Origin of the sequence: Hydrogenophaga laconesensis, assembly GCF_031457235.1 — a bacterium.
GTDB lineage: Bacteria > Pseudomonadota > Gammaproteobacteria > Burkholderiales > Burkholderiaceae_C > Hydrogenophaga > Hydrogenophaga laconesensis.
In genome coordinates, this window is the sequence record NZ_JAVDWE010000005.1 from 218399 (window position 1) to 242838 (window position 24440).

General features: G+C 66.3%; 23 protein-coding genes. 10 read left to right on the forward strand and 13 right to left on the reverse strand.

Features of this window, described 5'->3' with window-relative positions; genetic code table 11:
• Nucleotides 1-12: 12 nt before the first annotated feature.
• Nucleotides 13-1494 (reverse strand): S41 family peptidase, encoded by a 1482-nt coding sequence (locus J2X09_RS11350; protein ID WP_204733532.1) that lies wholly within the window; start codon nucleotides 1492-1494, stop codon nucleotides 13-15.
• A 151-nt stretch (nucleotides 1495-1645) separates the two neighbouring features.
• On the reverse strand, nucleotides 1646-2389 hold the full coding sequence (gene gpmA, locus J2X09_RS11355) for a 2,3-diphosphoglycerate-dependent phosphoglycerate mutase (protein ID WP_204733533.1): 744 nt from the start codon (nucleotides 2387-2389) through the stop codon (nucleotides 1646-1648).
• A gap of 150 nt (nucleotides 2390-2539) precedes the next feature.
• On the opposite strand from gpmA, the gene J2X09_RS11360 reads away from it, so the two are divergent.
• The 4 genes from J2X09_RS11360 to J2X09_RS11375 all read left to right on the forward strand — a co-directional run bounded on the left by J2X09_RS11360 (nucleotide 2540) and on the right by J2X09_RS11375 (nucleotide 4862).
• Nucleotides 2540-2950, forward strand: coding sequence for a rhodanese-like domain-containing protein (locus tag J2X09_RS11360; protein WP_204733534.1), 411 nt, complete (start codon nucleotides 2540-2542; stop codon nucleotides 2948-2950).
• 39 nt (nucleotides 2951-2989) lie between these two features.
• On the forward strand, nucleotides 2990-3247 hold the full coding sequence (gene grxC, locus J2X09_RS11365; protein ID WP_204733535.1) for a glutaredoxin 3: 258 nt from the start codon (nucleotides 2990-2992) through the stop codon (nucleotides 3245-3247).
• Between the two features lie 110 nt (nucleotides 3248-3357).
• Nucleotides 3358-3816, forward strand: a complete 459-nt coding sequence (gene secB / locus J2X09_RS11370) for a protein-export chaperone SecB (RefSeq protein ID WP_204733536.1) — start codon at nucleotides 3358-3360, stop codon at nucleotides 3814-3816.
• Between the two features lie 23 nt (nucleotides 3817-3839).
• Complete coding sequence (locus J2X09_RS11375; RefSeq protein ID WP_204733537.1) at nucleotides 3840-4862, forward strand: NAD(P)H-dependent glycerol-3-phosphate dehydrogenase; 1023 nt, start codon at nucleotides 3840-3842, stop codon at nucleotides 4860-4862.
• Nucleotides 4863-4870: 8 nt separating this feature from the next.
• On the opposite strand, the gene J2X09_RS11380 is transcribed toward J2X09_RS11375, so the two are convergent.
• The 3 genes from J2X09_RS11380 to panB all read right to left on the reverse strand — a co-directional run bounded on the left by J2X09_RS11380 (nucleotide 4871) and on the right by panB (nucleotide 6960).
• Entirely contained in the window at nucleotides 4871-5122 is a 252-nt protein-coding gene (locus tag J2X09_RS11380) for a DUF1272 domain-containing protein (protein WP_204733538.1), read from the reverse strand.
• A 17-nt stretch (nucleotides 5123-5139) separates the two neighbouring features.
• A complete protein-coding gene (gene panC / locus J2X09_RS11385; protein ID WP_204733539.1) occupies nucleotides 5140-5991 on the reverse strand; it encodes a pantoate--beta-alanine ligase in 852 nt (283 codons plus the stop codon).
• Between the two features lie 81 nt (nucleotides 5992-6072).
• On the reverse strand, nucleotides 6073-6960 hold the full coding sequence (gene panB, locus J2X09_RS11390; RefSeq protein ID WP_510184452.1) for a 3-methyl-2-oxobutanoate hydroxymethyltransferase: 888 nt from the start codon (nucleotides 6958-6960) through the stop codon (nucleotides 6073-6075).
• Nucleotides 6961-7032: 72 nt separating this feature from the next.
• On the opposite strand from panB, the gene nadC reads away from it, so the two are divergent.
• Both nadC and nadA read left to right on the forward strand, forming a co-directional pair.
• Nucleotides 7033-7896: a carboxylating nicotinate-nucleotide diphosphorylase gene (nadC, locus tag J2X09_RS11395; protein WP_204733540.1), complete on the forward strand. Its 864-nt coding sequence runs from the start codon at nucleotides 7033-7035 to the stop codon at nucleotides 7894-7896.
• A gap of 30 nt (nucleotides 7897-7926) precedes the next feature.
• Nucleotides 7927-9039: a quinolinate synthase NadA gene (gene nadA, locus J2X09_RS11400; RefSeq protein ID WP_204733541.1), complete on the forward strand. Its 1113-nt coding sequence runs from the start codon at nucleotides 7927-7929 to the stop codon at nucleotides 9037-9039.
• A gap of 7 nt (nucleotides 9040-9046) precedes the next feature.
• Here nadA and nadB read toward each other — a convergent pair whose 3' ends face one another.
• The 4 genes from nadB to J2X09_RS11420 all read right to left on the reverse strand — a co-directional run bounded on the left by nadB (nucleotide 9047) and on the right by J2X09_RS11420 (nucleotide 13489).
• Nucleotides 9047-10645, reverse strand: a complete 1599-nt coding sequence (gene nadB / locus J2X09_RS11405) for an L-aspartate oxidase (RefSeq protein WP_204733542.1) — start codon at nucleotides 10643-10645, stop codon at nucleotides 9047-9049.
• Between the two features lie 43 nt (nucleotides 10646-10688).
• Nucleotides 10689-11537: a segregation and condensation protein A gene (locus J2X09_RS11410; RefSeq protein ID WP_204733543.1), complete on the reverse strand. Its 849-nt coding sequence runs from the start codon at nucleotides 11535-11537 to the stop codon at nucleotides 10689-10691.
• Between the two features lie 23 nt (nucleotides 11538-11560).
• Nucleotides 11561-11773, reverse strand: coding sequence for a DUF3460 family protein (locus J2X09_RS11415; RefSeq protein WP_204733544.1), 213 nt, complete (start codon nucleotides 11771-11773; stop codon nucleotides 11561-11563).
• Between the two features lie 72 nt (nucleotides 11774-11845).
• Complete coding sequence (locus tag J2X09_RS11420) at nucleotides 11846-13489, reverse strand: SulP family inorganic anion transporter (RefSeq protein ID WP_204733545.1); 1644 nt, start codon at nucleotides 13487-13489, stop codon at nucleotides 11846-11848.
• A gap of 105 nt (nucleotides 13490-13594) precedes the next feature.
• Here J2X09_RS11420 and bamE point away from each other — a divergent pair, with 105 nt between their 5' ends.
• Nucleotides 13595-14119 carry an outer membrane protein assembly factor BamE domain-containing protein gene (gene bamE, locus J2X09_RS11425; protein ID WP_374726496.1) on the forward strand — a complete coding sequence of 175 codons (525 nt, stop codon included), beginning with the start codon at nucleotides 13595-13597 and terminating at the stop codon, nucleotides 14117-14119.
• Between the two features lie 12 nt (nucleotides 14120-14131).
• Here the strand turns inward: bamE and J2X09_RS11430 are convergent, their stop codons facing one another.
• Together J2X09_RS11430 and metG are read right to left on the reverse strand one after the other, a co-directional pair.
• Nucleotides 14132-14920: a YoaK family protein gene (locus J2X09_RS11430; protein ID WP_204733546.1), complete on the reverse strand. Its 789-nt coding sequence runs from the start codon at nucleotides 14918-14920 to the stop codon at nucleotides 14132-14134.
• Nucleotides 14884-16932, reverse strand: coding sequence for a methionine--tRNA ligase (gene metG / locus J2X09_RS11435; protein ID WP_204733547.1), 2049 nt, complete (start codon nucleotides 16930-16932; stop codon nucleotides 14884-14886). The genes J2X09_RS11430 and metG overlap by 37 nt, the downstream gene beginning before the upstream one ends.
• Nucleotides 16933-17093: 161 nt before the next feature.
• Between metG and apbC the strand changes: the two genes are divergently transcribed.
• Nucleotides 17094-18185 carry an iron-sulfur cluster carrier protein ApbC gene (gene apbC, locus J2X09_RS11440; RefSeq protein ID WP_204733548.1) on the forward strand — a complete coding sequence of 364 codons (1092 nt, stop codon included), beginning with the start codon at nucleotides 17094-17096 and terminating at the stop codon, nucleotides 18183-18185.
• A gap of 58 nt (nucleotides 18186-18243) precedes the next feature.
• Here apbC and J2X09_RS11445 read toward each other — a convergent pair whose 3' ends face one another.
• Both J2X09_RS11445 and J2X09_RS11450 read right to left on the reverse strand, forming a co-directional pair.
• Nucleotides 18244-19815: a benzoate-CoA ligase family protein gene (locus J2X09_RS11445; protein ID WP_204733549.1), complete on the reverse strand. Its 1572-nt coding sequence runs from the start codon at nucleotides 19813-19815 to the stop codon at nucleotides 18244-18246.
• Nucleotides 19816-19849: 34 nt separating this feature from the next.
• Entirely contained in the window at nucleotides 19850-21427 is a 1578-nt protein-coding gene (locus J2X09_RS11450; protein WP_204733550.1) for a 3,4-dehydroadipyl-CoA semialdehyde dehydrogenase, read from the reverse strand.
• A gap of 174 nt (nucleotides 21428-21601) precedes the next feature.
• Between J2X09_RS11450 and J2X09_RS11455 the strand changes: the two genes are divergently transcribed.
• Nucleotides 21602-22549 (forward strand): helix-turn-helix transcriptional regulator, encoded by a 948-nt coding sequence (locus J2X09_RS11455; RefSeq protein WP_204733551.1) that lies wholly within the window; start codon nucleotides 21602-21604, stop codon nucleotides 22547-22549.
• 143 nt (nucleotides 22550-22692) lie between these two features.
• Nucleotides 22693-24360: a 2,3-epoxybenzoyl-CoA dihydrolase gene (gene boxC, locus J2X09_RS11460; protein ID WP_204733552.1), complete on the forward strand. Its 1668-nt coding sequence runs from the start codon at nucleotides 22693-22695 to the stop codon at nucleotides 24358-24360.
• The last annotated feature ends 80 nt before the right edge of the window (nucleotides 24361-24440 follow it).

A 24440-nucleotide genomic window follows, 5' to 3' on the forward strand; every position in this document is an offset into this window, starting at 1 on the left:
CCGCGGGGTCCATCAGTTTTCTTTCTTCTCTTCTTCGCGCACCGACAGCGTCTTGCTCACCAGCACAGGGCGGCCCTTGAGCTGGTTGAGGGCCTGCTGCAGCTGGAAGTCCTTCTCGGTACCGAACTCCGGCACCAGGCGCTGGTTCGGATTCTTCCGGGCTTCCTCTTCCAGGCGCTTGCGAGCGGCTTCACGGGCTTCGTCGCGTTGCTGCGCGGCGGCACGCTCCGCGTCGGTCATCGCGGCATCGCCCTTTGCGGCTTCGGTGCCGTTGTTCAGGTGCTTCTGCAGATCGGCCTCGCGCGTGCGCAGGGCGGCGAACACGTTACCTTCTTCGGTTTCGTCCACCATCACGTCAGGCACGATGCCTTTGGCCTGGATGGAGTTGCCCGACGGGGTGTAGTAACGCGCCGTGGTGAGCTTCAGGCCGGTGTCGGGGCCGAGGGGGCGCACCGTCTGCACCGAGCCCTTGCCGAAGGTCTGGCTGCCCAGCACCTTTGCGCGCTTGTGGTCCTGCAACGCGCCGGCGACGATTTCGCTGGCCGATGCGGAGCCTTCATTGACCAGCACCACCAGCGGCACGCGCTTGAGCGCGCCCTGCGTGTTGTCGGTGAGGCGCTTGATGGGGTCGGCACCGCCTCGGCGCAGGTAGTGCTGCGGAATCGACTTGTAGATGAACTTGCTGTCTTCCAGCTGGCCGTTGGTGGAGACCACGGTGACGTTCTCGGGCAGGAACGCGGCAGACAATGCCACGGCCGCGTCCAGCAGACCACCCGGATCGTTGCGCAGGTCGAGCACCATCCCCTTGAGGTTGGGGTCGGCCTTGTAGATGTCTTCCATCTTGCGGGCGAAGTCCTCGATCGTGCGTTCCTGGAACTGCGACACGCGGACCCATGCATAACCCGGCTCGACGACGCGCGATTTCACGCTCTGCGTCTTGATCTCCTCGCGGGTGATCGTCACCGGGAAGGTTCGGTTCTCGTCCTTGCGGAAGATGGTCAGCAGGACCTTGGTGCGGGGCTCGCCGCGCATCAGCTTGACAGCGTCGTTGATGCTCAGGCCTTTGACCATGGTGTCGTCGATCTTGGTGATCAGGTCGCCGGTCTTGAGGCCGGCGCGGAAGGCCGGGGAGTCCTCGATCGGGGAGACCACCTTGACCAGACCGTCTTCCATCGTGATTTCGATGCCCACGCCGACGAAACGCCCACTGGTGCCTTCACGGAATTCCTTGAAGGACTTCTTGTCGAAGTACTGCGAATGCGGATCGAGGCTGGCGACCATGCCGGAAATGGCCTCCGAAATGAGCTTCTTCTCGTCCACCGGCTCGACATAGTCGCTCTTGACCATTCCAAAGACGGCTGCGAGCTGCTGCAGCTCTTCCAGCGGCAGGGGTGCGAGCGCTCGCTGGGCGGTTGCCTGCAACTGCACTGTGGTCAGTGCTCCGGCGACCGCACCAATGGCCACCCAGCCCGCGATCTTCAGCTTATGACTCACCTGTCTTGCCATCGAGATACCCCAATAAAAAGCCCGTGCAGGGCCTGCTGGACCCTGTCGGGTCAATATACACCTTGGAGCAGGGCGGAATGCTTCGGTTCCCTTTGCGAACCCCTGGTATTCCAGAGGGTTGCGTGACGGATCGCCGGTTTCAGGCCTTGCCCTGCGCGGCCACGGCCGCAGCAGCCTTCGCTGCCACTTCGGCGTCACCCAGGTAGTAGTGCCGGATCGGCTTGAGATCCGCGTCGAGTTCGTAGACCAGCGGGATCCCGTTCGGGATATTCACGCCGACGATGTCGTTGTCGGAAATGCCGTCCAGGTACTTCACCAGGGCGCGGATGCTGTTGCCGTGCGCCGCGACCACCACCCGCTTGCCGGCCTTGATCGCCGGCGCCATGGCTTCGTTCCAGAACGGCAAGACGCGTGCCACGGTATCCTTGAGGCACTCGGTGAGTGGGATTTCTTCCGGCTTGAGGCGGTCGTAGCGACGGTCCTTGCGCTCGCTGCGCGGGTCGCTGGGCTCCAGCGCCGGAGGCGGTGTGTCGTAGCTGCGGCGCCAGACCAGCACCTGCTCGTCGCCGTATTGCTTGGCCATGTCGGCCTTGTTCAGACCTTGCAATGCACCATAGTGGCGCTCGTTCAGGCGCCAGCTGTGCACCACGGGCAGCCAGGTGCGGTCCATTTCGTCCAGCGCGTGCCACAGCGTGCGGGTGGCGCGCTTGAGCACGCTGGTATAGGCCAGATCGAAGTCGTAACCCTCGGCCCTGAGCAGCCGACCAGCGTTCTTCGCCTGTTCCAGGCCCGTGGGCGTGAGGTCCACGTCGGTCCAGCCGGTGAATCGGTTTTCCAGGTTCCAGGTGGATTCGCCATGGCGAATCAGGACGAGTTTGTACATGGGCAAGCGGTGCGTTGATGGGCGGATGGGGATGGAGCGGTCAACCCGCGAGCCGGACAACCGGGCCCGATCGGGCATGCGATGCCGAACAGGATCGGCGCGGCGCAACCAGACATTCTAAAATCCCGGGCTTACTCGAAAGGTGTATCTGTGAGTTTCTTTATCGAAAACTGGGTTTTGATTGCAGTGGCTATCACGTCCGGGGCCTTCCTGCTCTGGCCGCTGGCTTCTGCGGGGGGGCGTGCAGGCTCCGTCAACGCGGCGCAGGCTGTGCAACTGATGAATCGCGACAAGGCGGTGGTGGTGGATGTGCGGGACGCGGCCGGCTTTGGTTCCGGCCATGTGATCGGCGCCAAGAACATTCCGCTGGCCGATCTGGAAGCCAAGCTGCCTGGCGCCGTCAAGAACAAGGCCGTTCCCGTGATCATGGTCTGTGCCAATGGTGCAACGGCCAACCGCGGCGTGGCCATCGCCAAGAAGCTGGGCTACGAAAACGCACATGCCCTGACGGGTGGCATGGGTGCCTGGCGCACCGCCAACCTCCCGGTGGAAAAAGCCTGATCATTTCCCTTGTTCCAACGGATCGACAGGATTCTCCGCATGGCCAAGGTCAAGATGTTCACCAGTGCGTACTGCCCCTATTGCAGCCGGGCCCGGGCTTTGCTCGACCGGCGTGGGGTGGTCGACCTGGAAGAGGTGTTCGTGGACGGCAAGCCCGAGTTGCGCGCTCAGATGACGCAGCTCACAGGGCGCACCAGCGTGCCACAGATCTTCATCGGCGATACCCATGTGGGTGGCTGCGACGACCTGCATGCGCTCGATGGACGTGGCGGCCTGGTACCGATGCTCCAGGCCTGAGTCACGACCCGCCCTGCCGGGCTGACATAATCCACGGCTGTGCCCGCCGCAGGGACTTCGATTCCCCGGCGGGTTCGTTTTTTCTCCTTCGCTTCTTTCGAGACACCACCATGGCAGAAAACCAGGAACCCATCTTCCAGATCCAGCGCGTCTACCTCAAGGAGGCTTCGCTGGAGCAGCCCAATTCGCCGGCCATCCTGCTCGAACAGGAGCAGCCCACGGTGGACATCCAGCTTGGGGTGGAAGCCAGCCCGGTGGCCGATGGCGTGTACGAAGTCAGCGTCACTGCCACCGTGACGACCAAGATCAAGGACCGCACCGTGTTCCTGGTCGAGGCCAAGCAGGCCGGCATCTTCGAGATCCGCAACCTGCCGCAGGAGCAGATGGGCCCGATCATGGGCATCGCCTGCCCACAGATCGTGTACCCCTACCTGCGCAGCAACGTGGCCGATCTGGTCCAGCGCGCTGGTTTCCCGCCCGTGCACCTGGCCGAGATCAACTTCCAGGCCATGTACGAGCAGCAACAGGCCCAGGCCGCCGACGACGCCCCGCGCATCGTCACACAGTAATCCCTCTCGCGGGGGGGTATTCCATGAACATCGTCGTGCTCGGAGCGGGCGCCTGGGGCACCGCACTGGCCGTCGGCGCGGCCGCGCAGGACGGTGAATTCCGCCAGGTCACGCTCTGGGCGCGCGATGCGCAACAGGCGGAAGACATGCGCACCGGGCGTGAAAACCGCCGTTACCTGCCGGGTGTGACCTTGCCGCCCGCGATCAGTGTTGCCGATGGGGCCCTGGATGCGTCTGCCCCGTTTCTGAACCAGGCCGACCTGATCGTCATCGGTACGCCCATGTCGGGCCTGCGCGGGATGCTCCAGACGCTGGCGGCCCACCCCACGCCCGTGGCATGGCTTTGCAAGGGCTTCGAAGCGCCACAAGGTGGCGAATCCATGCACGGGCTGCTGGGCCACGAAGTCCGGGCCCAGGTGGCACCGCGCCTCAAGGCCGGCGTGCTCAGTGGTCCCAGCTTTGCACAGGAAGTGGCGAAAGGCCGCCCGACGGCGCTGGTCGCCGCGAGCGAACACGCCAGCGTGCGCGACATGCTGGTCGCGGCTTTCCACAGCCCGATGCTCCGCATCTACGCCAACGACGACATCGTCGGTGTGGAGGTGGGTGGGGCCGTCAAGAACCTGCTGGCCATCGCCACTGGCTTGTGCGATGGCCTGGACCTCGGGCTGAATGCCCGGGCTGCGCTGGTGACGCGCGGCCTGGCCGAGATGACGCGCCTGGGGGTCGCCCTGGGAGCGCGGGCCGATACCTTCATGGGTCTCTCGGGGCTGGGCGATCTGGTGCTCACCGCCACGGGTGACCTCTCGCGCAACCGCCGGGTCGGGCAATTGCTGGCGAAGGGGATGAACCTGAGCGAGGCGGTGGACTCGCTCGGCCACGTTGCCGAGGGTGTGTACAGCGCCCGCACCGTGGTTCAGCGAGCACGCCTGCTGGGTCTGGACATGCCGATCAGCGAAGCCGTGGTGGCCTTGCTCGAAGGGCGGCTGCGACCAGCGCAGGCGGTGGCCGCACTCATGGCACGCGATCCCAAGGACGAGGGGCTCTAGCCGGCCTTTCAGGCCACCGCTGGCGCGCAGCCCTCGGGTTTGAGCACGCGTTCCGTCGAGGCGGGATGGCGGGTCAGGGCCGCAGCCGGCCGCCGGGGGCGGCGCACCAGTTCACCGCCGCAGTTGGGGCAGGTGTTGTGCAGCCGCGTTTCCGCACAATCGCTGCAGAACGTGCACTCGAAGGTGCAGATGCGCGCGTCGGTGGTTTCGTTGGGCAGGTCCCGGTCGCAGCACTCGCAGTTGGGGCGCAGTTGCAGCATGGCGCGTTTTTCCGGGGTCAGATCTCGAAGTTGTCGATCAGCCGTGTCTTGCCCAGGCGCGCGGCGCCCAGCACCACCAGCGGGTCGCCGGCCTGCGGTACCTGCAGGTCGGCACGGCGGCGGACGGTGAGGTAGTCGGGTTGCCAGCCGCGTGCGGCCAGGCCCTGCATGGCACGCTCTTCCAGGTTGGGCAGGTGACGCACCAGACCATCGGCCGCGGCCATGGCGTCGCGTCCGAGCGCGCGCAGCGCCAGTGACAGCTGCACGGCCTCGGTGCGCTCGGTTTCGCTCAGGTAGCCGTTGCGAGAACTCAGCGCCAGTCCATCGGCGGCGCGCTGTGTGGGCACGCTGACGATGTTCACGGGCAGGGCGAACTGTTGAACCATGCGGCGAATCACCATCTGCTGCTGGTAGTCTTTCTGCCCGAACAGCGCATAACGCGGGCCCTTCGCCTGGGTCAGCACACACTGGAACAGCTTCATGACCACGGTGCAGACACCCGTGAAGAAGCCCGGGCGGAAGTGGCCCTCCAGAATGTCAGCCAGATCGGCGGGCGGCTGCACCTTGAAGCCCTGGGGCTCGGGATACAGCTCCTTCTCGGAAGGTGCGAACACCACGTCGCAGCCTTCGGCGGTGAGTTTGTCGCAGTCGGCCTGCAGGGTGCGGGGGTAGGTGTCGAAGTCTTCGTGGGGCGCGAACTGCAGGCGGTTGACGAAGATGCTCGCCACGGTGACGTCGCCCAGCGGCTTCGCCGCGCGCACCAGATCCAGATGTCCTGCGTGCAGATTGCCCATGGTGGGCACCAGGGCGGGCGAGTTGAAAGGGCGCAGCGTGTCGCGCAACTCTTCGATGGTGTGAACGAGTTTCATGAGGGTGTCTTTTCAAAGGGCGCCGGGAGGCCGCCTGCGCTTCCCCATGGAGAGCACCGCAGGCGCTGCGGGAGGATTGTCCTACCAGGCGTGAAGGCTGTCGTCGGGGAAGCTGCCGTCCTTCACCGCGGCCACGTAAGCCGCCATCGCGTCCCGCACGCTGCTTGCGCCTTCCATGAAATTGCGGACGAACTTGGGGTTCTTGCCCAGGTTGACGCCGAGCATGTCGTGCATCACCAGCACCTGGCCCGCCGTGCCCTTGCCGGCGCCGATGCCGATGGTGTGGCAATGCGGCAGTTGCGCGGTGATCTCGGCGGACAGCGCGGCCGGCACCATTTCGAGCACCAGCATGGTGGCGCCGGCATCCTGCAGTTCGAGCGCGTGCCGCTTGAGCGTGAGCGCGGCCGCGTCGCCGCGGCCTTGCACGCGGTAGCCGCCCAGCGCATGCACCGTCTGTGGCGTGAGACCGAGATGCGCACACACAGGAATCCCGCGTTCCACGAGAAAACGCGTGGTCTCGGCGGTCCATCCGCCACCTTCCAGCTTGATCATGTGGGCACCAGCGTGCACCAGCTGCGCTGCGCTGCGCATGGCCTGCTCCTTGGATTCGTGGTAGCTGCCGAAGGGCAGGTCGCCCAGCAGCCAGGCCGTGCCCTGCACGCGGCGCAGGCCGCGCGCCACACTTTCCACGTGGTAGGCCATGGTTTCGAGGGTCACGCCGGCGGTGCTGGCAAGTCCCTGGCACACCATGCCCAGCGAGTCGCCGACCAGGATGCACTCCACGCCAGCGGCATCGGCCACCGCGGCAAATGTGGCGTCGTAGGCGGTGAGCATCGTGATCTTTTCGCCGCGCTCGCGCATTTCATTCAGCCGGGGCAGGCTGACCGGCTTGCGCTGGGGCAGGGGCGACGCTGCAGGCAAGGTGCCGTAGGGCGTGGCCATGGGCGTGGAGTTGGTGGGGGTGCTCATGTGGGAATCCCGCAGGGGTTGGGGGTGGGTGAGAATCGGGCACTATAGTCCAAACCGCTATGCTTGCGCCCCATGAAACACCTCTCTGAATTCACCCTGGCCGACGTGCAGGAACTGGCGCGGCGCGATGTCGCGCTGGCGCTGGCCGAAGACGTGGCCGGTGGTGACCTGACCGCCTCTCTGGTGGATGCCGAGCGGCCTGCGAGGGCCCGCATCCTGGCGCGCGAGGCCGCCGTGATCTGCGGCACGCCCTGGGTGGAGGCCGCTGTGCACGCGCTCGACCCCCAGGCGGTCCTGTCATGGTATGTCGGGGAGGGGCAGCGGTGCGCGGCCGAACAGACCGTGCTCAGTATCGAAGGACGTGCCCAGGCCCTGCTCACAGCAGAACGTACCGCGCTCAATTTCCTGCAGCTGCTATCGGCCGTGGCCACCAAGACGGCCACTTTCGTGGAGGCGGTGGCCGGCACGCGGGCGCAGATCGTGGACACGCGAAAAACCTTGCCCGGGCTTCGCCTGGCGCAGAAGTACGCGGTGAAGATCGGTGGCGGCGTGAACCACCGCATCGGCCTGTACGACGCGGTGCTCATCAAGGAAAACCACATTGCCGCGGCAGGCGGCGTGGCCCAGGTGCTGCAGCGCGTGCGCGAGCAGGCACCCGATGCGCGGTTCGTCGAGATCGAGGTGGAGACGCTGACCCAGCTCGACGAGGCACTGGCCTGCGGCGCGACCATGGTGCTTCTCGACAACATGGACATTCCCACGCTCAACGCGGCGGTGCGGCGCAACGCTGGCCGCGCCGTGCTCGAGATTTCGGGTGGCGTGAACCTGGACACCGTGCGGGCTCTTGCAGAAACCGGCGTCGACCGCATCTCCATTGGCGGCCTCACCAAGGACGTCAAGGCCACCGATTTTTCCATGCGCTTCCAGACGCTCTGAGCGGCCGGAAACTCCAGACACGACGACCCCATGAACACCCCAGACGACACCGCTGTCATCGACGTGGAATACGAACAGCCGGCCTGCCCGACGCAGCATGCCTGGGCGCGCGTCCCGGTGGAACCCGGTCCGAAGCAGCGCGCCGCGCTCAAGGAGCGCATCCGGCAGTTGCTCAAGGAGCGCAATGCCGTGATGGTGTCGCACTACTACGTACATCCCGATCTGCAGGATCTGGCCATCGAGACCGGCGGCATCGTGAGCGATTCGCTGGAAATGGCGCGTTTTGGCCGCGACCACGCCGCGACCACGCTGGTGGTCTCAGGGGTGCGCTTCATGGGCGAGACCGCCAAGATCCTGAGCCCCGAGAAGACCGTGCTCATGCCGGACCTCGACGCGAACTGCTCGCTCGACCTCGGCTGTCCGATCGACGAATTCAATGCCTTCTGCGATGCCCATCCGGACCGCACCGTGGTGGTATACGCCAACACCAGTGCGGCCGTGAAGGCACGTTCGGACTGGCTGGTCACCTCCAGCTGCGCGCTCGACATCGTGCGCGCGCTCAAGGACAAGGGCCACAAGATTCTGTGGGCGCCCGACAAGCATCTGGGTGCCTACATCCAGCGCGAGACCGGGGCCGACATGGTGATGTGGACCGGCTCGTGCATCGTGCACGATGAGTTCAAGGCCTTCGAGCTGGAAGCCTTGAAAAAGGAACATCCCAAGGCCAAGGTGCTGGTGCACCCGGAAAGCCCGGCGGACGTGATCGCCCTGGCCGATGCCGTGGGTTCCACCTCCGCCATCCTGCACGCCGCGCGCACGCTGGATGCGTCCGAGTTCATCGTGGCCACCGACAACGGCATGATGCACATGCTTCGGCAGCAGAACCCGGGCAAGGTGTTCATCGAAGCCCCGACGGCCGGCAACAGCGCCACCTGCAAGAGCTGCGCGCACTGCCCCTGGATGGCGATGAACGGCCTCGCGGGTGTGGCGCAGATTCTGGAGAAAGGCCTGAACGAGATCCACGTCGATCCGGCGCTGATCCCGCTGGCGCGCCGGCCGATCGACCGCATGCTCGCCTTCACGGCGGCCATGAAATCGGGGCACGATGCAGGCGCTCTCGTGCCCAACATCGGCGCCGCCTGAACCTCCTCTACCGGGCCCGCGGCATCAGAATGGTCGGCCTCGCCTCGGGCAGCAGCCCGGGGTAATCGCGGCTGAAGTGCAGGCCGCGGCTTTCGTGGCGCCGCATGGCCGATTGCACGATCAGGTCGGCCACCTGCACCAGGTTGCGCAGCTCGAGCAGGTCGCGCGTGACCTGGAACTGCGAATAGAACTCCTGGATTTCGGACTGCAGCAACGCGATGCGGTGCGCCGCGCGCTCCAGGCGCTTGTTGGTGCGCACGATACCCACGTAGTCCCACATGGAGCGGCGCAGCTCGTCCCAGTTGTGCGAGATCACGACGTGCTCATCGGCGTCGGTCACGCGGCTGTCGTCCCACTGCGGTGCGGCGGGCGTCGGGCCCACGCCGGGCGCGGCGCGGATCGCGTTCACCGCGCCCTGGGCGAACACCATGCACTCCACCAGCGAGTTGCTGGCGAGCCGATTGGCACCGTGCAGTCCGGTGCAGGTGGTTTCACCCACCGCGTACAGGCCAGCAATGTCGGTGCGGCCGGCGAGATCGGTCACCACGCCACCGCAGGTGTAGTGCGCCGCCGGCACCACCGGAATGGGCTCGCGCGTGATGTCGATGCCCAGCTCCGCGCACCGCGCCAGGATGTTGGGGAAATGCTCGCGCAGGAATTCGGGGGGCTGGTGCGAGATGTCCAGGTGCACGCAGTCCAGGCCATGCTTCTTCATCTCGAAATCGATCGCCCGGGCCACCACGTCGCGCGGAGCGAGTTCGGCGCGCGGGTCGTGGTCGGGCATGAAGCGGTGGCCGCCCAGGTGGGGTGGCAGCTTGAGAAGACCTCCTTCACCTCGGACAGCCTCGGTGATCAGGAAGCTCTTGGCGTGTGGGTGGTACAGGCAGGTGGGGTGGAACTGGATGAATTCCATGTTGCCCACCTGGCAGCCCGCGCGCCAGGCGGCAGCGATGCCATCGCCCGTGGCGGTGTCGGGGTTGGTGGTGTAGAGGTACACCTTCCCGGCGCCGCCTGTGGCGAGCACCGTGTGCGTGGCGTTGAAAGTGATGACCTCGTCGCGCTCGGTGTCGAGCACGTAGGCGCCGAAGCAGCGCGGCTCGGTGCCCGCGCCAGGCAGCTGCCGGTCGGTGATGAGGTCGACCAGCATGTGGTGTTCGAACAGCTGGATCTCGGGCGTGGCACGCACGCGTTCGATCAGTGTGGCCTGCACGGCCGCGCCGGTGGCGTCCGCCACATGGGCCACGCGCCGGTGGCTGTGGCCGCCCTCGCGCGTGAGATGCAGTTCGCCGGCCTCCTGAGAGAACGGTACGCCGAGTTCCTGCAGCCAGGCGATGGCCGCGGGCGCGTTTTCCACGGTGAACTGCGTGGCCTCCAGGTCGCACAGCCCCGCACCGGCCACCAGCGTGTCCTCGATGTGGGATGCCACGCTGTCGCCTTCACCCAGCACGGCCGCGATGCCGCCCTGGGCCCAGTTGCTGGAACCGTCACTGAGTGCGCGCTTGGTGATGACCGCCACACGGTGGCTGTGGGCCAGGTGCAGGGCGGCCGTGAGACCGGCCAGGCCGCTGCCGATGATGAGGACGTCGAAACGGTGTGGACTGGTCATGGGCGGAGAGAGAGGAAGTGTGTCGGCGCCAGGCCGCGCCCCATCATGCCGGGGTGTAGGCGAGGCGGACGTAGATCGGGGCAAATGCCTCCGCCTGGGTCAGTTCGATCAGCGTTTCCTTCGCCAGTTCGAGCATGGCGATGAAAGTGACGACCAGGACCGGCGCGCCCAGCGAAGGGTCGAACAGGTCGCCGAATTCGACGAATTTGCGGCCCTGCAGGTGGCGCAGCACGATGCTCATGTGTTCGCGCACCGAGAGCTCCTCGCGGCTGATCTTGTGGTGTTGAACCAGCTTGGCGCGCTTGAGGATGTCGCGCCAGGCGCTCTGCAGGTCGATCGCGCTCACGTCGGGAAAGCGCGGCGCCAGCGCCTGCTCCACGTACACCTGGGCACGGATGAAATCGCGCCCGTACTGCGGGCTGTCGGCCAGCCGGTGCGCGGCCAGCTTCATCTGTTCGTACTCGAGCAGGCGGCGCACCAGTTCGGCACGCGGATCTTCGGGTTCTTCGCCCTCGGCCGTTTTCTTGGGCGGGAGCAGCATGCGCGACTTGATCTCGATCAGCATGGCCGCCATCAGCAGGTACTCGGCGGCCAGTTCCAGGTTGCTGGCGCGGATTTCGTCGACATAGGTCAGGTACTGGCGCGTCACCGCCGCCATGGGAATGTCGAGGATGTTGAAGTTCTGCTTGCGGATCAGGTAGAGCAGCAGGTCGAGCGGGCCTTCGAAGGCCTCGAGGAAGATCTGCAGAGCGTCCGGCGGGATGTACAGGTCGCGCGGCATGGTGAACAGCGGTTCGCCATACAGCCGCGCCAGGGCGACGTGGTCCACCACCGACGGCAGAACCTCATCCAGGCCCTGTGGCGCCTCGTTGAGCGTGTGTGGGTCGCTCATGGGAGAGCCTTTGCCGGCGGTGGTCAGGCGTGGTCGGAGCCGGTCTGGTAGACGTAGGGCTGCTGCGGCACGCGGGCGGCCTCGGCCCTGGCCTGGAATTCGCGGTCGATCTGCTTGTCCCAGAGCAGGGCACGGCCCTGGCGCTGCGACTGCTCCAGTCCCGGCCTGGCGGCCTTGAGCTGTTCGATGAACTGCGTCGTGTCGGACTGGTAGTCGGGGCGGCGGAAGAAGGACATGGTGGGCTCGTTGGGTGCGCGGAGGGAAAGTGGCCGATTTTACCGGGCGTCCCGCAGGCCGCCCTCAGAGGTTCATTGGCAGGTGTGCAGCCGCTGCGCGAAGCCGGAACGCTCGATGAGCGAGCGCGGCTGGGCATGCAGCCCCACGATGCCCAGGTGTCCGCCGCGTTTGTGCACCGCCTTGTGCAGCTGTTCCAGTGCGTCCAGGCCGGTGGTGTCGAGCGAGATCATGTGGCTGGCGTCCAGCATGACGTTGATCGGGTGGGGGGAGCGCTCCACATCGGCCACGATGGGATCGATTTTTGCCACGGCGCCGAAGAACAGGGAGCCATAGAGCCTGTAGGTGGCCTGCTGCTCGGTGCGGGCGATCGGCTCGGCGCGGAAAATCTCGCTCTGACGGCGCACGAACAGGACCACCGCCAGCACCAGGCCGAGCTCCACCGCCACGGTGAGGTCGAAGATGATGGTGACGAAGAACGTGGACAGTATCATCAACCGGTAGTGGTTGCTGAACTGCCGCAGGCGCGCGAATTCCCGCCATTCGCCCATGTTCCATGCCACGAACAGCAGCACCCCGGCCAGCACCGCCAGCGGAATGTGGTACGCCAGCGGCGCGGCGATCAGCACCACGGCGGCCAGCGTGAGCGCATGCACCATGCCCGCCACCGGCGAGGCCGCGCCCGAGCGGATGTTGGTGACCGTGCGCGCGATGGTGCCGGTGGCGGGCATGCCACCGAAGAAGGGCACCACGGTGTTGGCAATGCCCTGGGCCATCAGCTCCTGGTTGGGGTCGTGCTTGGGCGCGTCGCCGAGCTGGTCGGCCACGCGCGCGCACAGCAGCGACTCGATGGCGCCGAGCAGGGCGATGGTCAATGTGGGCGTGACCAGCAGGCGAACGGTCTCCCATGAGAAGTCGGGGAGGTCGAAAGCCGGTGTGCCCTGGGGGATGCCGCCAAAGCGCGTACCGATCGTCTCCACCGGCAGGCTCAGCGCCCACGCCAGCAACGTGAGCGTCACCAGGGCCACCACCGGCCCGGGAAGGCGCGACGTGGCCTTGAGCGCGCTCACCCGGTCCAATTTCTCGATCCGGCGGCGGAACTGGAAATCCACTGCCCACAGACGCGGCCAGACGAACAGCCCCAGCACGCACAGGCCGCCCAGCGCGAAGGCAAAGGGATTGAAGCTGTCGATGTGCTGGAGCATGGCCTTGAGCTGGCCGAAGAAGCTGCCCGGCATCTTCTCGATCTCCAGCCCCAGCAGGTCGCGCACCTGCGACATGGCGATCAGTACCGCGATGCCGTTGGTGAAGCCGATCACCACGCTGACGGGCACGTAACGCACCAGCGTGCCCAGGCGGAACAGCCCGAGCAGTAACAGCAGCACGCCCGCGCTGGCGGTGGCAATCAGCAGGTTGGGCACGCCGTAGCGCTCGACGATGCCGTAGACGATCACGATGAAGGCGCCTGCCGGGCCGCCGATCTGCATCGAGGTGCCGCCCAGCGCGGAGATCAGGAAGCCCGCGATGATGGCGGTCCACAGGCCGGCCTCGGGCTTGAGGCCACTGGCGATGGCGAATGCCATGGCCAGTGGCAGGGCCACGATACCCACCGTGGCGCCGGCACCCACGTCGCGCGCCAGCTTGTCGCGGCTGTAGTCCTGCATCGCATCGAGCAGGCGCGGGCGGAATGGCGCAAGGGGGGGCAGGCCTCGGGACATGGACCGATGTTACCTTTGGGTACCGTTCGTGCCCCGATCTTCGTCCAGCGCGGGTCTGGGCGCCGTTTAGACTGGTCTCTCCTTCATCCGGGACAAGGAACCGACATGCGATCCGCAATGGACAAGAAATGGCGCACCGTGCCAGGGCTGCTGGCCTTGCTGGGTCTGGTGGGCCTGCTCTCGGCCTGTGACCCCCAGAACATCAGCGAGCTGGAGGAGGGCGTGTCGACCGAGGCTGACGTGCGTGAGCGCTTCGGGGCTCCTGAAGCGGTCTGGGACGGCGAGGATGGCGCCCAGATCTACGAATACAACCGCCAGCCGGCAGGGCACACCAACTACATGATCACCATCGGCCCCGACGGCAAGATGGCTGCGCTGCGCCAGGTGCTCAATCCGCGCACTTTCGCCCAGGTCCAGGCCGGCATGCCGATGGAGACCGTGCGCCGGATGCTGGGCAAGCCCATGAAGATCACCACGTACCCGCTCAAGCGCGAGACGCACTACGACTGGCGCTACTTCGAAAGCCCCGGTGTGGGGGAGTCCAAGGTGTTCACGGTCGTGTTCGACAGCGACCTGCGCGTGATCTCCACGATGTCCACGCGCGATCCGGATCTGGACCGCGGGCGCTGATCATCCCCGGCCTCAAGTCGGGCGAAGCCGCTGCCAGTCGTCGAGCGCCGGTCGCATCACCAGGAGCAGGAGCATCAGGGCCAGCGGCACGGTGCTGATGAAGCCCATGTACTTGAAGCCCAGTGCCCCGGCAAGTCCGCCCACGAAGAAGCAGATGATGAGCTGGCCATGCACGCGCAGCCGGCCTCTATTGGCGCGCACGGGCGTGGCCTCTTCCGCCCGATTCACATACAGCAGCTTGCCCAGCTCGATACCAAGATCGGTCACCAGGCCCGTGACATGGGTGGTGCGGATCGTGGCGCGCGAAATCTTGGTGATCACCGCGTTCTGCAGGCCCATGATGAAGCACAGCAGCACGACGGTGAGCGGCAGGAACACCGGTGTCATGAACCCGATGGCGGCGCCGAACAGACCGAACACCAGCAGCGCCACAGCTTCCAGCACCAGCGGCAGACCATAGGCACTGCGCAGCTCCCGGCGCATGCCCCAGTTCACCAGCCAGGCCGTGGTCATGGCGCCGAGCAGGAAGGCCAGCACCGATCCGATGCCGGCCAGCGCCAGCGTGAATTCGCCCAGCACCAGGTGGTCGGCCACCGAGGAGACGATGCCCGTCATGTGCGAGGTGTACTGGCCCACGGCCAGAAAACCGCCCGCATTGGCCGCGCCGGCCACGAAGGCCAGCACCGAGCCGAGCTTCAGATCGGTCTGCGGCGTGCGCTGCAGACTGGTGAAGCCCCGGATCGGCTTGAACACGGCGGGACCGTTCAGCGCACCCGCATGCCAGGCGTGGCGCCGGGCCATGGGTTGAGCACGTGGATGCCGGGTTGCGCCTTCTCGTCGGCGTGGCTGGCGGCGAGCACCATCCCTTCGCTGACGCCGAACTTCATCTTGCGCGGCGCGAGGTTGGCCACCACCACGGTGAGTTTGCCCACCAGGTCTTCGGGCTTGTAGGCGCTGGCGATACCGCTGAAGACGTTGCGCGTGCGGCCTTCGCCCACGTCCAGCGTGAGGCGCAGCAGCTTGGTCGATCCTTCGACGGGTTCGCAGTTGACGATCTGCGCAATGCGCAGATCGATCTTCGCGAAGTCGTCAATGGAGATGGTGTCGGCGATGGGCTCTCCACCCGGCACCTCGACGGCCTGCACGGGCGCCGGTGGTGGCTCGAAGAGCGCGTCGAGCTGCTTCACGTCCACGCGTTGCATGAGGTGCTGATAGGGCTGTATGCGCGCGACGTCGGCGCTGTCCGACCAGGTCTTCAGATCGGCACCGGTCAGTTCCTGCACACGTTGCGCGAGATCTGGCAGCACCGGCGCGAGGTAGCGCGCCAGCGCCGTGAAGGCGTTGACGAGCACCGAGCACACCTGGTGCAGCTGCTCGCTGTTGGCGCTGTCCTTGGCCAGGTCCCAGGGCTTGTGCTGGTCGACGTAGGCGTTCACGCGATCGGCCAGCGCCATGATCTCGCGCATCGCCTTGCCGTATTCGCGGTCGTTGTAGAGGGCGGCGATGCCTTGAGCTGCGCCACGGATGTCGTTCAGCAGGGTCGCGCCCTGCGGGTCGAACGCGTGTGTGAGCTCGCCGTTGAAGCGCTTGGTGATGAAACCCGCCGAGCGCGAGACGATATTCACGAACTTGCCCACGAGGTCGCTGTTGACCCGCAGCATGAAATCCTCGGCGTTGAAGTCCACGTCCTCGTTGCGTGAACTCAGCTTGGCGGCCAGGTAGTAGCGCAGCCATTCCGGGTTCATGCCCAGGTTCAGGTACTTCAGCGGGTCCAGGCCGGTGCCCCGGCTCTTGCTCATCTTCTCGCCGTTGTTGATGGTGAGGAAACCATGCACGAACACCGCGTTGGGCACCTTGCGGCCACTGAACTTCAGCATCGCGGGCCAGAACAGCGTGTGGAAGGTGATGATGTCCTTGCCGATGAAGTGGTACTGCTCGGTCGCCGGATCCGCCATGAAGGCGTCGAAGTCGCGGCCGGTCTTGTCGAACAGGTTCTTCAGCGAGGCGAGGTAGCCCACCGGCGCATCCAGCCAGACGTAGAAGTACTTGCCGGGCGCGTCCGGGATCTCGATCCCGAAGTAGGGCGCGTCGCGGCTGATGTCCCAGTCGCCCATCTTCGGCCTGCCGTCCTCGCCCGGCGCGATCCACTCGGTGATCTTGTTCAGCACCTCGGGTTGCACCGCGCCGCTGGTGGTCCATGCCTTGAGGAATTCGATGCAGCGCGGGTCGGAGAGCCTGAAGAAGAAATGCTCGGAGTTCTTCAACACCGGCTTGGCACCCGAGAGCGCGGAATACGGGTTGATCAGGTCGGTGGGGCTGTAGACCTTGCTGCAGACCTCGCAGTTGTCGCCGTACTGGTCCTTGGCGTGGCAGTTGGGGCACTCGCCCTTGATGAAGCGGTCGGGCAGGAACATGTTCTTCTCGGGATCGAAGAACTGCTCGATGGTGCGTGTCTCGATCAGGCCGCTGGCCTTGAGCGCGCGGTACACGTCCTGCGCCAGCACGTGGTTTTCCGGGCCGTCGGTGCTGTGCCAGTTGTCGAAACCGATGTGGAAGCCGTCCAGGTAGGGCTTGCGGCCGGCGGCGATGTCGGCCACGAACTGCTGCGGTGTCTTGCCGGCCTTGTCGGCGGCGATCATGATCGGCGCGCCATGGGCGTCGTCGGCGCAGACGAAGTTCACCTCGTGCCCCTGCATGCGCTGGAACCGCACCCAGATGTCGGCCTGGATGTATTCCATGATGTGGCCGATGTGGAAATGGCCGTTGGCGTAGGGCAGGGCGGTGGTGACGAACAGGCGTCGCTGCTGGCTCATGGTGAAAAGGGCTTTCTGACGGGGAACCCGCGATTTTACGGGCCGATGCCCTCATGCCGTCTGTGTGTATGCCCTTGCCCCGGGCAGGACGTTAGACTTCCCCAGGCCCTCATGCCCCATAACACCGATACCCCCCCCACCTCTCCAGGAGACCGTTGCCCATGGCCGTTGATTCCCAGGCGCTGCTGACCGCGCTGCAAGCCGTTACCGACCCGAACACCGGCAAGGATTTCGTCTCCACGAAAGCGGTGAAGAACCTTCAGGTGGCCGGGGGTGACGTGTCTTTCGACGTGGAAATGGGCTACCCGGCCAAAAGCCAGCTGCCTGCCCTGCGCCGTGCGCTGATCGCCGCTGCCCGCACAGTGGCTGGCGTGGACAACGTGTCGGTCAACATGACCACGAGGATCATTGCCCATGCGGTGCAGCGCGGCGTGCAGCTGATGCCCAATGTGAAGAACATCATTGCCGTGGCCTCGGGCAAGGGCGGTGTGGGCAAAAGCACCACGGCCGTCAACCTTGCGTTGGCCCTGGCAGCCGAAGGTGCGAAGGTCGGCATTCTGGATGCCGACATCTACGGCCCGAGCCAGCCCATGATGATGGGTGTGGAAGGCAGGCCCGAAAGCTCGGATGGCAAGACCATGGATCCGCTGGAGAACTACGGCGTGCAGGTGATCTCCATCGGCTTCCTGATCGACCGTGATGAAGCCATGATCTGGCGCGGCCCGATGGCCACACAGGCGCTGGAGCAGTTGCTGCGCCAGACCAACTGGTCCGACCTCGATTACCTGATCGTCGACATGCCGCCGGGCACCGGCGACATCCAGCTCACCCTGAGCCAGCGCGTGCCGTTGACCGGTGCCGTGATCGTCACCACCCCGCAGGACATTGCCCTGCTCGATGCGCGCAAGGGCATCAAGATGTTCGAGAAGGTGGGCGTGCCCATCCTCGGCATCGTGGAGAACATGGCCGTGCACGTGTGCGAGAAGTGTGGTCACGTCGAGCACATCTTCGGGGCCGACGGCGGCAAGAACATGGCGGCCGAATACGGCATGGACTACCTCGGCGCCCTGCCGTTGAACATGAGCATCCGTGTGCAGGCCGACAGCGGCATGCCCACCGTGGTGGCCGACCCCGAGGGCGAGATTGCCAATCTCTACAAGGGCGTGGCACGTCAGGTGGCGATCAAGATTGCGGCGAAGGCCAAGGATTTCTCGAGCAAGTTCCCGTCGATCAAGATTTCGAAGGACACCTGAGGTCTTGTCACCCAAGAAAAAGCCGGCATCTGCCGGCTTTTTCTTGGGGCGAACGGGCTCAGCCCGCCTCACGCTCCCGCAACCGGAAGCGCTGGATCTTGCCCGTCGCCGTCTTCGGCAGCTCGGGCAGGAACTCGATGAAGCGCGGGTATTTGTAGGGCGCGAGCTTCTCCTTCACGAAGGCCTGCAGTTCGGTGTCCGTGGCCTGCGCGCCGGCCTTGAGCACCACGAAGGCCTTCGTCTTGGTCAGGCCGTCGGCGTCGGTCTTGCCGATCACGGCGGCTTCCAGCACGGCGGGGTGCTGCACGAGCGTGGCCTCCACTTCGAACGGGCTCACGTAGATGCCGCTGACCTTGAGCATGTCGTCGTTGCGGCCGGCATAGGTGCAGTAGCCGTCGGCGTCGCGTGTGTACTTGTCGCCGGCCTTGGTCCAGTCCCCCTGGAAGGTGTCGCGGCTCTTGCCCCGGTTGTTCCAGTACATCAGCGCCGCACTCGGGCCCTTGATGTACAGATCGCCGATCTCGCCATCGGCCACGGGCTGGCCATCCTCGCCGCGCAGTTCGATCTCGTAGCCCGGCACCGGTTTTCCGGTGGTGCCGTAACGCACGTCACCGGGCCGGTTCGAGAGGAACACGTGCAGCATTTCGGTGGAACCGATGCCATCGATGATCTCGACACCGAAGTGGTCGGTCCAGCGCTGGCCGATGTCCTGCGGCAGGGCCTCGCCGGCCGATGAGCACAGGCGCAGGGCGACCTGGTTCCTTTTCGGCAGATCGGCACTGGCCAGCATGCCGCCGTAGCCGGTGGGCGCACCATAGAAGACCGTGGGCTTGAGCTCGGTGAAGCGCTTGAAGCAGGCCTGCGGCGTGGGGCGCTCGGCCATCAACACCACGCTGGCGCCCACGCTGAGCGGGAAGCTCAGCGCGTTGCCCAGGCCGTAGGCAAAGAAGAGCTTGGCGGCGGAGAACACCACGTCGTCCTCGCGCAGCCCGAGCACGTTCCTGCCATAGAGCTCGGCGGTCCAGTAGAGGTTGGCCTGGGTGTGGACTGTGCCCTTGGGCGCGCCGGTGGAGCCCGACGAGTAAAGCCAGAATGCCGGCTCGTCGCCGTGTGTGTCGGCCGCCTCGGCGGCGGGCGCGTGGCTGCCCACCAGCGTGGTGAAGTGGTGCACGCCGTCGGGCAGGGCATTGGTGGATCGCGAGGCGATGATGTGCTTCACCTCGTGCCCGCCCTGGGCGGTGAGCTTGTCCAGCGCGGTCTGCAGCGTGGGCAGCAGCGCGGCCGACACCAGCGCGGCCTGGGCACGGCTGTTGGACATCATGTACGCGTAGTCCTGCGCGGTCAGCAGGGTGTTCACCGCCACGGGCACCACGCCCGCGTGCAGCGCACCGAGGAAAGCCACCACCCAGTCGCTGCTGTCGTGCATCAGCAGCAGCACGCGTTCCTCGCGGCGCAGGCCGAGCGCGGTCAGCGCGGCGGAAAAGCGCCGCACCTGGTCGCCCAGCTGGACGTAGGTCAGCGTGCCCTGGTCGTCGATGAGGGCCGTGCGCCCTTCGCGGCCCGCATTGAGTTCCAGCAGGTGGCGGGCGAAGTTGAAGCGCTCGGGGGGCGGAGCGACGGGGGTGTCCATGGGTTTGTCTCCTCGTGGGGTCGCGGGTGCTGTCTCAGAATTTCAAGGCTACCGCCGAGGCGGCCAGGACGTCCAGCGCTGCGCTGCTGGCCTGGACCGCACTGCGGCGGTGGTAGAAGCCCAGCGCGCGCAAGCCGCCCAGCTCTTCGCCACCGCCCGCGCGGCCGGGGCCACCGTGCAGCGACATGGGCATCACGTTGCCGTGGCCGGTCTGGCTGGCCGCCACATCGGGCGAGATGGCATGCACGCGGCCGTGGGCCGAGCCCAGCTCCAGCGCGGCGCTGGCGGTGAAGGCCGGGTCGGTGCTGTAGACGGAGCACACCAGCGAACCTTCGCCGCGGCGGATGAGTTCGTAGGCCTGCCCGATGCTGTCGTAGGCCATGAGCGTGGCCACGGGGCCGAACACCTCGACCTCGTGCAGCACCTTCGCCTTGGCGGGTTCGCGCGAACCGAGCAGCGTGGGTGCCACGCAGGCGGCCACCGCAGCGTCGGCATCCACCAGGGCCGCGCTGCTGCCGTCGAACAGTACCTCGGCTTCGGCGCGCAGCGTCGCGATGCCTTCGAGCACGCTGGTTTTCTGCTCCGCGCTCACCAGCGAGCCCATGCGCACGGACTCGTTGCGCGGGTTGCCGACGCTGGTCTTCGCGAGCCTGGCGCCAATGGCCTGGGCGGCGGCGTCGTACAGCGCGCGCGGCACGAACACGCGGCGGATCGCGGTGCATTTCTGCCCCGACTTCACCGTCATCTCGCGCACCACCTCGCTCACAAGCAGGTTGAAGGCCTCGCCGTCGGCGGTCGCCGCCGGGTCGAGCAGGGCGCTGTTGAGGCTGTCGGCCTCGATGTTGCAGCGCACCGAACGCTCGGCGACCGCAGGGTGGCTGCGGATGATGCGTGCGGTCTCTGCGGAACCGGTGAACGAGACCACGTCGAACGGCTGCAGCTGGTCCATCAGCCCGGCCGACGAGCCGCAGACCACGGACAGCGCGCCCGGCGGCAGGATGTTGGCGTCGATCACGTCCTTGACCATGCGCTGCGTGAGCCAGGCGGTGGCGGTGGCCGGCTTGACGATCACCGGCACGCCAGAGAGCAGGGCCGGCGCGGCTTTCTCCCACAGGCCCCAGCTCGGGAAGTTGAAGGCGTTGATGAACAAGGCCACGCCGTGCGTGGGTTGCAGGATGTGCTGCGTCTGGAACACCGGGTCCTTGCCCATGCGGATGCGCTCGCCGTCGAGCAGCGCGCGGGCGCTGCCCAGGGCCTCGCCCTGTTTGGCGTAGTAGCCGAGCGTGAAGATGCCGCCGTCGATGTCGACCGCGGAGTCCTTGGTGGTGGTGCCGGCGTTGGCGGTGGCGATCTCGTAGTACGCGTCGCGGTTCGCCTGCAGCACCTTGACGATGGCGGCCAGCAGGGCGGCGCGTTCGCCGTAGCTGAGCGCGCGCAGTGCCTTGCCGCCCTGTTCGCGCGCGAAGGCGAAACCGGCGGCGAGGTCCAGGCCGGCACTGCTCACGCGGGCGAGCTCGGTGCCCAGCACCGGATCGAACAGCGGTGTGCCCGCGCCATTGCCGGTCTGCCATTGGCCGCCGAGGTGATTGGGAAGCAGGGGGGAGGTCGTCATGGCTTGTCTCTCGGGGTGGGTCGGGTCCCCCGCACTGGTTGCGGGGGGCGAATGGCGCTATAAATGCACTATCTTGCGTTTTGCAGATTGTGCATTAAAGTGCATGTTTTGGCGCTTGGCAAGCCCCCAAAGGGTTTTCACTGCCAGCCGCTCCACAGAAAGGTCAGGCACATCATGGACGTCGACAGCGGCGCAACGGCCCCCGCAGAGGCCCGGCAGCACGGCGCGGAAGAGGAGCCGCGCCACCCGTTCCTGGTGGCCCTGGGCGAACGCGTGCGCACCTTGCGCTCACGCCGCGGCATGACGCGCAAGGCTGTGGCCATCGCGGCCGACGTGTCCGAACGCCACCTGGCGAATCTGGAATACGGCACCGGCAACGCCTCCATTCTGGTGCTGCTGCAGGTGGCGCAGGCCCTGCAATGTTCGCTGGCCGAGCTGATCGGTGATGTGAGCACAAGCTCACCTGAATGGCTGCTGATCCGGGAGTTGCTGGAGAAACGCAACGAGGCCGACCTGCGGCGCGCGCGCATCGCCATCGGCGGTCTGCTCGGCGGTGGCGCCGCGGCGGGCGGCGACCCGGGGCGCAAGGCGCGCATCGCGCTCATCGGCCTGCGCGGCGCCGGCAAGTCCACGCTGGGCCAGCGCCTGGCCGACGACCTCGGCTTCGCCTTCATCGAACTCAGTCGTGAGATCGAGAAGTTCGCCGGCTGCAGCATCAACGAGATCCATTCCCTGTACGGCACGCCGGCCTACCGCCGCTACGAGCGCCGCGCGCTGGAAGAGGCGATCCAGATCTACCCGGAGGTGGTGATCGCCACGCCCGGCGGCCTCGTGTCCGACGCGGCCAACTTCAACCTGCTGCTCTCCCACTGCACCACCGTGTGGCTGCAGGCCGATCCGGCCGACCACATGGGCCGCGTGGCCGCGCAGGGCGACATGCGCCCCATGGCCGCAAGCCGTGAGGCCATGGAAGACCTCAAGCGCATCCTCGCCGGCCGCTCTGCCTTCTATTCAAAGGCCGACATGAGCTTCGACACCAGCGCCTACAACCTCGAAGACGCGTTCCAGGCGCTGCGTGCCCAGGTGCGCGAGGCCATCGGCCTCGAAGAAAAACATGCATGAAAGTGCATTGACGCTTTTGGATTTGTGAATTATTATTCACATCACCAGGTTCGGACCAGCGTTTGAGTGCAGGTCGTCGGGCCTGATCCCGCCGCAGCTTCCTGCGGACCTGCTATCGCCCCAGACATTGCCGGAGACATCCCATGAGCGCTACCGCAACGCCCCCCGCCGTCGACTACCGCACCGAACCCAGCCAGTACCGCCACTGGAAGCTGTCCTTCGACGGCGAGATTGCCACGCTGGCGGTGGACATCAACGAAGACGGCGGCATCCGCCCCGGCTACAAGCTCAAGCTCAACAGCTACGACCTGGGCGTGGACATCGAACTGCACGACGCCCTCAACCGCGTGCGCTTCGAGCACCCCGAAGTGCGCACCGTGGTCGTCACCAGCGGCAAGGACCGCGTGTTCTGCTCGGGCGCCAACATCTTCATGCTGGGTCTCTCCAGCCACGCCTGGAAAGTGAACTTCTGCAAGTTCACCAACGAAACCCGCAATGGCATCGAAGACTCGTCGAAGCACAGCGGCCTGAAGTTCGTCGCCGCGCTCAATGGCGCCTGCGCTGGCGGCGGCTACGAGCTGGCCCTGGCCTGCGACGAGATCGTGCTGGTCGATGACCGTTCCTCTGCCGTCTCGCTGCCCGAAGTGCCGCTGCTCGGCGTGCTGCCCGGCACCGGCGGCCTGACCCGCGTCACCGACAAGCGTCACGTGCGCCACGACCTGGCCGACATCTTCTGCACCACCAGCGAAGGCGTGCGTGGCCAGAAGGCCGTGGACTGGCGCCTGGTCGACTCCATCGCCAAGCCGCAGAAGTTCGCCGACCATGTGAAGGAACGCGCCGCCGCGCTGGCCGCGAAGAGCGACCGTCCCGCCGCCGGCAAGGGCGTGACGCTGCCGCGCGTTGAGCGCACCGACAGCGCCGACGGCATCAGCTACCAGTATGTGAGCGTGGCGATCGACCGTGCCAGGCGCAACGTCACCCTGACCGTGAAGGCCCCCACCGGCGCGCAGCCGACCGACATCGCCGGCATCGAGGCCGCCGGTGCCGCCTGGTGGCCGCTGCAGATGGCGCGCGAGCTGGACGATGCCATCCTGTGCCTGCGCACCAACGAACTCGACATGGGCACCTGGTTGCTCAAGACCGAAGGCGATGCCGCCGCTGTACTCGCCAGCGATGCGCTGATGCTTGCCCACAAGGATCACTGGTTCGTGCGCGAGACCCTGGGCCTGATGCGCCGCACCTTTGCCCGCCTGGATGTGTCCTCGCGCAGCCTCTTCGCGCTGATCGAATCCGGTTCCTGTTTCGCCGGTTCGTTGGCCGAACTCGCTTTCTGCGCCGACCGCGCCTACATGCTGGCCCTGCCCGACGACGCCGATGCCGCGCCCAGGCTCCAGCTCGGCGAGTTCAACTTCGGCTTCCTGCCCATGGTCAACGGCCAGTCGCGCCTGCAGCGCCGCTTCTATGAAGAAGAGCAACCGATGGAAGCCGCGCGTGGCGCCATTGGCAAGGCACTGGATGCCGACGCCGCACTGGCACTGGGCCTGGTGACGGCCTCGCCCGACGACATTGACTGGGCCGACGAAGTGCGCATCGCGCTGGAGGAGCGCGCTGCCATGTCGCCCGATGCGCTCACCGGCCTGGAGGCCAACCTGCGTTTCGCGCAGAAGGAAAACATGCTCACCCGCATCTTCGGCCGCCTCACCGCCTGGCAGAACTGGATCTTCATCCGCCCCAACGCCGTGGGCGAAAAGGGCGCGCTGAAGGTGTACGGCAAGGGCGACAAGGCCGCCTTCGATTTCAACCGGGTTTGAAATGCCCCCTGCGCCGCCTGCGGCGTCTTCCCCCAGGGGACGGCGTCTCGGGCCGGCGAAGCCGGACCCTCTTCGCCCCC

What these genes read in the sequence shown, in the direction of transcription:
- gpmA (WP_204733533.1), bottom strand. Translation starts at nt 2,389, where the DNA reads ATGTACAAACTCGTCCTGATTCGCCATGGCGAATCCACCTGGAACCTG.
- grxC (WP_204733535.1), top strand. Translation starts at nt 2,990, where the DNA reads ATGGCCAAGGTCAAGATGTTCACCAGTGCGTACTGCCCCTATTGCAGC.
- secB (WP_204733536.1), top strand. Translation starts at nt 3,358, where the DNA reads ATGGCAGAAAACCAGGAACCCATCTTCCAGATCCAGCGCGTCTACCTC.
- J2X09_RS11375 (WP_204733537.1), top strand. Translation starts at nt 3,840, where the DNA reads ATGAACATCGTCGTGCTCGGAGCGGGCGCCTGGGGCACCGCACTGGCC.
- J2X09_RS11380 (WP_204733538.1), bottom strand. Translation starts at nt 5,122, where the DNA reads ATGCTGCAACTGCGCCCCAACTGCGAGTGCTGCGACCGGGACCTGCCC.
- panC (WP_204733539.1), bottom strand. Translation starts at nt 5,991, where the DNA reads ATGAAACTCGTTCACACCATCGAAGAGTTGCGCGACACGCTGCGCCCT.
- panB (WP_510184452.1), bottom strand. Translation starts at nt 6,960, where the DNA reads ATGAGCACCCCCACCAACTCCACGCCCATGGCCACGCCCTACGGCACC.
- nadC (WP_204733540.1), top strand. Translation starts at nt 7,033, where the DNA reads ATGAAACACCTCTCTGAATTCACCCTGGCCGACGTGCAGGAACTGGCG.
- nadA (WP_204733541.1), top strand. Translation starts at nt 7,927, where the DNA reads ATGAACACCCCAGACGACACCGCTGTCATCGACGTGGAATACGAACAG.
- nadB (WP_204733542.1), bottom strand. Translation starts at nt 10,645, where the DNA reads ATGACCAGTCCACACCGTTTCGACGTCCTCATCATCGGCAGCGGCCTG.
- J2X09_RS11410 (WP_204733543.1), bottom strand. Translation starts at nt 11,537, where the DNA reads ATGAGCGACCCACACACGCTCAACGAGGCGCCACAGGGCCTGGATGAG.
- J2X09_RS11415 (WP_204733544.1), bottom strand. Translation starts at nt 11,773, where the DNA reads ATGTCCTTCTTCCGCCGCCCCGACTACCAGTCCGACACGACGCAGTTC.
- J2X09_RS11420 (WP_204733545.1), bottom strand. Translation starts at nt 13,489, where the DNA reads ATGTCCCGAGGCCTGCCCCCCCTTGCGCCATTCCGCCCGCGCCTGCTC.
- bamE (WP_374726496.1), top strand. Translation starts at nt 13,595, where the DNA reads ATGCGATCCGCAATGGACAAGAAATGGCGCACCGTGCCAGGGCTGCTG.
- J2X09_RS11430 (WP_204733546.1), bottom strand. Translation starts at nt 14,920, where the DNA reads ATGGCCCGGCGCCACGCCTGGCATGCGGGTGCGCTGAACGGTCCCGCC.
- metG (WP_204733547.1), bottom strand. Translation starts at nt 16,932, where the DNA reads ATGAGCCAGCAGCGACGCCTGTTCGTCACCACCGCCCTGCCCTACGCC.
- apbC (WP_204733548.1), top strand. Translation starts at nt 17,094, where the DNA reads ATGGCCGTTGATTCCCAGGCGCTGCTGACCGCGCTGCAAGCCGTTACC.
- J2X09_RS11445 (WP_204733549.1), bottom strand. Translation starts at nt 19,815, where the DNA reads ATGGACACCCCCGTCGCTCCGCCCCCCGAGCGCTTCAACTTCGCCCGC.
- J2X09_RS11450 (WP_204733550.1), bottom strand. Translation starts at nt 21,427, where the DNA reads ATGACGACCTCCCCCCTGCTTCCCAATCACCTCGGCGGCCAATGGCAG.
- J2X09_RS11455 (WP_204733551.1), top strand. Translation starts at nt 21,602, where the DNA reads ATGGACGTCGACAGCGGCGCAACGGCCCCCGCAGAGGCCCGGCAGCAC.
- boxC (WP_204733552.1), top strand. Translation starts at nt 22,693, where the DNA reads ATGAGCGCTACCGCAACGCCCCCCGCCGTCGACTACCGCACCGAACCC.